Source organism: Acinetobacter sp. YH12116, from assembly GCF_013418895.1.
Classification (GTDB): domain Bacteria; phylum Pseudomonadota; class Gammaproteobacteria; order Pseudomonadales; family Moraxellaceae; genus Acinetobacter; species Acinetobacter indicus.
In genome coordinates this window covers 1-4,791 of record NZ_VPBE01000060.1, presented here as the reverse complement: position 1 = coordinate 4,791, position 4,791 = coordinate 1, and the positions used below count along the sequence as shown (strand labels likewise).

At 40.0% G+C, this 4,791-nt stretch carries 5 protein-coding genes; 1 reads left to right on the top strand and 4 read right to left on the bottom strand.

The genetic code is table 11. From position 1 onward, the window contains the following. Positions 1-334 precede the first annotated feature (334 nt). From FTU54_RS14970 to FTU54_RS14960, 3 genes are all read right to left on the bottom strand, one after another. On the bottom strand, positions 335-490 hold the full coding sequence (locus tag FTU54_RS14970; RefSeq protein ID WP_180074907.1) for a hypothetical protein: 156 nt from the start codon (positions 488-490) through the stop codon (positions 335-337). Between the two features lie 88 nt (positions 491-578). Beyond that, the gene (locus tag FTU54_RS14965; protein WP_180074906.1) at positions 579-3,533 is read right to left on the bottom strand and encodes a plasmid replication protein, CyRepA1 family; all 2,955 of its coding nucleotides are present in this window, start codon (positions 3,531-3,533) and stop codon (positions 579-581) included. Next, positions 3,530-3,763: an AlpA family transcriptional regulator gene (locus FTU54_RS14960; protein WP_180074905.1), complete on the bottom strand. Its 234-nt coding sequence runs from the start codon at positions 3,761-3,763 to the stop codon at positions 3,530-3,532. Before FTU54_RS14960 ends, FTU54_RS14965 begins: the two co-directional genes overlap by 4 nt. Before the next feature lie 357 nt (positions 3,764-4,120). Between FTU54_RS14960 and FTU54_RS14955 the strand changes: the two genes are divergently transcribed. Then, complete coding sequence (locus tag FTU54_RS14955; RefSeq protein ID WP_180074904.1) at positions 4,121-4,636, top strand: plasmid replication DNA-binding protein; 516 nt, start codon at positions 4,121-4,123, stop codon at positions 4,634-4,636. 6 nt (positions 4,637-4,642) lie between these two features. On the opposite strand, the gene FTU54_RS14950 is transcribed toward FTU54_RS14955, so the two are convergent. Continuing rightward, the coding region (locus FTU54_RS14950; RefSeq protein WP_180074893.1) for a helix-turn-helix domain-containing protein at positions 4,643-4,791 on the bottom strand (149 nt) is incomplete at its 5' end.

The following is a 4,791-nucleotide window of genomic DNA, read 5'->3' as shown; positions in this document are numbered from 1 at the left end:
GTCTAATGATAGAATTATATTGCTATTTATCACTTATCTTTTGGGTATAGTCCAATGATAGGCTTTTGATCTCCCCAATTTTGGGGATGTCGGCAATAGCTACGCCGTGCTAGATGTCAGAAAAATCTAATCCCGATTAGAACGGCTGCTAGATCCTTTTTTATGGGGTCGAAAAATTACACGTTCAGGATGCTAGATCCCTTTTTTATGGACTACAGAAATGTCAGGTTTTGTCAGGTTTTATCAAGTTTTATCAAGTCCGCGCGCGTACCTATCCGAAAACTCTGTTCAATGGTTTTATTGGAATCTATAAGATAGCCGAAAACTCTCTTTTTTATAGTGGTGGAAGTCTTGACTGTTCTGCTAGTAATTCATGCCATTGTTGTTCTAGCTTTTCAGCAAATGCCACTAGATCGGCTGCAAATGCTTCATCATCTAGTAGCGTTAAATCTAAATCCAAATCTGAATTGAGTAGCGTTAAGTCATTCATGTAAAAACTCTTTATAGAGGTGGAAGTAGCCTAAGCAAATCAACTTAGGCTAATCAGTTCCTATAGAAAAAAGGCTCAATGTGTCCAGTTAGCTTGTCCCTGTCCGCCAATAGTCGTCATCGGGATCTATTGCATAAAAGCCTGCATTGCTTGGCATATCCGCAAAATATGGGCTTTCATTGCTCGGCTCTTTGTCCTGTACCTGATCTGATACCGTTTTCAGCTCGATAGCGTTTGATTTCACTGTATGGATCTCTGCTAAATGCTGTTGTTGTTCTAAGTTTTGTTCATCAATTAAATAAACTTTGTCACCGCTTAACGGACACTTCCCCCCATAATTGCTATATAAATTATGCGGCATGTGTCCAATAGTGGCCTGTCTTTCTGTCCTGTTGTATGGATTATTGATCCGCTTTTGACTGATACCGATATAAGTAAAAATAGAATTTAGCTCTTTGATTGCTGATTTCTTGCGCTTGTACCTATCGCATCCAAAAACTTTAGGGATCGCGCCAATAGCTGCCAGCTTCAACCTGTACGGCTCTATATGGTCTAGGATCTGCCTTGCTGCTGCTTCGTCATAAGCTGCACCGCCTTTAAAATCAATACAACTAAAAGCATCCTTGTATAGCTTTGCTGTGGCTTCAGTAAAGTTTCTAAGTGATATATCCCTGCTTTTGTCTGTTGCTGCTTCATAGCGTCCACAAAAGGCATTTAATCGCTTTAACTGGGCTACATTAATCTCTAGGTGCTGCTCTGTTAATTTAGCGTCATAGGGCATATTCAAATACATGCGCTTATCATAGGCTTTCAATGCGTAATAATCGGATCTCTCTAAGTAATCGCTACGTCTAAACTTGTCCGCCTGTTCTGCTGTAATCGCCTGAGCATTTAAAATGCCTTGTCTGTCTGCTTCGTTTAATTCCTTTCTGATCCCTGCGAGGTCTAGTGTCGGATCATAAGCATAAACGGCGCGCATAATTTCAAAGTGATAATGCTCAAGCATGTAATAGAGGTTATTTGCAAAGTTATTGCTATCTTTGCTGTCATACTCTGCAATGCGTTCTAAATGTTTTGTAAGGCCTGTTACTTCAACTTTGCCGCCCTCTAGCTCTGCTACTGCCTGCTTTGCTGCAATGACGTTTTCATGCGAAATAACGGTGCTGCTTTTATGAGATAAGGATAGATGAAATTCTTTGGCATAACGTACACGGCCAAGCATCTGATAAGCGTCTGCTGATCTTACTGACGTACCACAAAAGAACCCTGCTACATAATCAAAGTAAGGCTCTACGTGTTCAACTGATACGCCTGAGCTAATCGCTGGGGATGCAATGACAACTTGATATTTTAGGGATTCATTCGACACGTCTTTTAAAAATTCTGCTGAACCTTTTATTTTATGATCTTGCCCTAAAATCAATCGCGCCTTTATCCCTCTACTGCTAAACAACTCGTAAAGCAAACGGCCTTGCTTTGGGCTGTCGCAAGTAATCCAAACCTTTTTATTTAGGGCAATAACGTCATTCAGGATCTTGCCTGTAAGCTCTTTGTCACTTTCATAAAGCCATGCTTTCTTATGCTCATTCTTTGGCTTGATCTCTACGATATTAAAACGCTCATTAGGTCTGCATGATTCAATAAAATCAATTGTCTGCTGATTTATATTGGCATCTGCCACAATCAAACATTCAGCCTTTGCTATCAGGTCTTTAAAGAATAAAAAAACTTGCTCTACATCGGTGCTGCTAAAAACTTTCTCTGAAGCAAACACGTTTAAAACTTGAGTGATTTCATCAATAAAAACATGACGAACATTGCTCATAAACTTGCTGTAAGCATCACTTAAAAGACTTGGTAAACATACGGATAGTGAATCAATAAAGCCTTGCGCTTCTATCCCTGCTTTCTTCGCCAGCTTGTATGTTTCCTTTTCATCTTCATAGTGTGAAGTATTAAGCCTGCTGCTCAATTCAGATATAAGGCTTCGCAAGTGAGCAACGGATAAGAATGTGTAATTGTTGCTTTGACACCATTCAGCAAACGGCTTGCCTACTTTCTGAGTTTTGCCCATGCCAGTCGGTGCTTTAACTAAAATCACGCCCTTATAATTCAGGTCGTTTAATTCATCAAAATTATTGATAACTAAATGTCTGTGCTGCTTAGTGTCATGAATTGTTATGGCCTTTAATGCCTGCTCTTTGTTTCTATCTAAAATCCACTGGGCGCAATCAAGAATAAGATCCAGCATAACGCCGTTTAATTTGCCCTCTAGTTTAGCTCTGACGCCCTTTAAACTTTCCTTGTATGGAATGTTAGGCAAAGTCTTAAACGTGTAAGCATAGGCAAGCTGGGCGCATTTAAAGGGATCTTGCTCTTTGTTTAATTGATCTAGTATTTCTGCTGCTGTCTTATCGCTTGAGTGTTTGATTTCAGCAAGTGAATAGATGTGCTGGGCTTTTAATGATCTCTCTTTTTCCTTTCGATACGCGTCATCAATCAAACGGCGCATTTCTTTAGCTGTAAGCTCTGCAAGCGTTTTGCCTGTAAATAGATCACTACAATCTAAAAGAATTACATCATCACTTAAACAACTGTGAAGCGTTTCATAGTCTGACAATGCAACTTGATAGCCTGTTTCTGCTGCTTTGATTGCAAGGCTTGTATTTGTTGAACAAAGAACAAGATCCTTTCTTATGCTTTGCTCAATATTGAACGCCGTTGTGCCTCGCTGACCAATATAAACGGCTTTTCTATCTGCATCCTGAACCGCCAAGCCTACAAGGTTGCTTAGTGTTTTATCGTATTGAAGCAATACCAAGCCACTTTCTAAAAGGTCTTTACCCTCAAGGGTAACAAACTGACTAACCTCTAAAAATGGCTGGGCATTCTCAATGTTTAGGCTGCCTAGAATAGATCGCTTATTAATTGGGAGTCGTGGCGTCCTAGTGTTTTCAACAAGCCATTGTTTTAATATTTCTGTGCTATAATCTGTCTTGTCTAGGGGGCTTTCATTGTGTAAACGGTGGAAGTCCTTTTTCATTTCTGAGCCTCCTGATTTTCGCTATAAAGCGCATCATTCGAGGCTGTTAGGTATCCTAGACTTTCAAGGGCTTTAAATACTTCGGACTTGTCCCAAACGTAAGTTATACCGAAACGGCAAATAGGCTTGGGTAGCTTTCCTGATTCTGCCCAACGCTGCACAGTGATAGTACGGCGGTTGATAATTTTAGCAATTTGCGGGGCTGTGATGGTGTTTTGTAATTGGTGCATGTGTAACCTCATTAATTCTTTAAAAAATCAAAGGGCTACTGTTCTAGTTTTAAAGCATAAGCTATTGCGCTGATATTATTATCAAGATACAATGTCATCATGTTATTAATAACATAACCCTTATGCTTCCTGTCTTGTCTGCGAAAACTGAACAGTAGCAAATAAATTTAGATCTTAGGATCTGCAAACGAACCGCACGCCAATGCGGTTTTTTTTGTTTTTAGATATATGAAAATCTAAATCTATGTGTCCTATAGTACACAATTATATAGAGTTTTAAAGCAATTATTGCTTTCTATTTAATTGATTTTATGGATGATAATATATTGACACGGATTGCAATAAAACAGAAAAAATATGGCTCAACTCTCCCTAACTGAAGTGTCTAAACGCTTTAACGTCAATAGAACCACAATCTATAGGGCTGTAAGCAATGGCAAGCTGTCGCGCTTGAGTAATGGCCTGTTTGATCTTGCTGAAGTGATCCGCGTCTTTGGTGAACCGCCTGCACCTGTAAAGCAATCTATAGAACCGCCTGCCAGTAATGCAAACGATAGGGAAGTGATCAACATATTAAAAAGTCAGGTCGAGTTATTGACGAAACAACTTGAGCAAAAAGATTCTCAGATTGACCACTTGCAAAGGCTACTTGTTGCACCTGAAACGTCCGCGCAACGTCCTGAAGCAACAACATGCAACGATACTGAAACGCCCATAGATCAAGCCATGCAACATGATGAAACGCCGTATGAAGCAAATAGCAACGTCACAAAGCAACATGATGCAACATTGCAAAATGACACGATGCAACAACCTAAAAAACGTGGCTTGTTTGATCGGTTAGATCGTGGTCTTAAAGCGTTCCTGAAGTGATAAGCATCACCCTGCTTTTAATACTCGATAAACAGTAGCAACGCCCACGCCTACCGCTTTGGCTATTTCGTCTTTTGTCATGCTGCCAAGTGCTGCCAGTTCTAAGATCCGCTTATGCTTTGCCGTGTCTGCTTTCTTGCCTGTTGGTTTATATC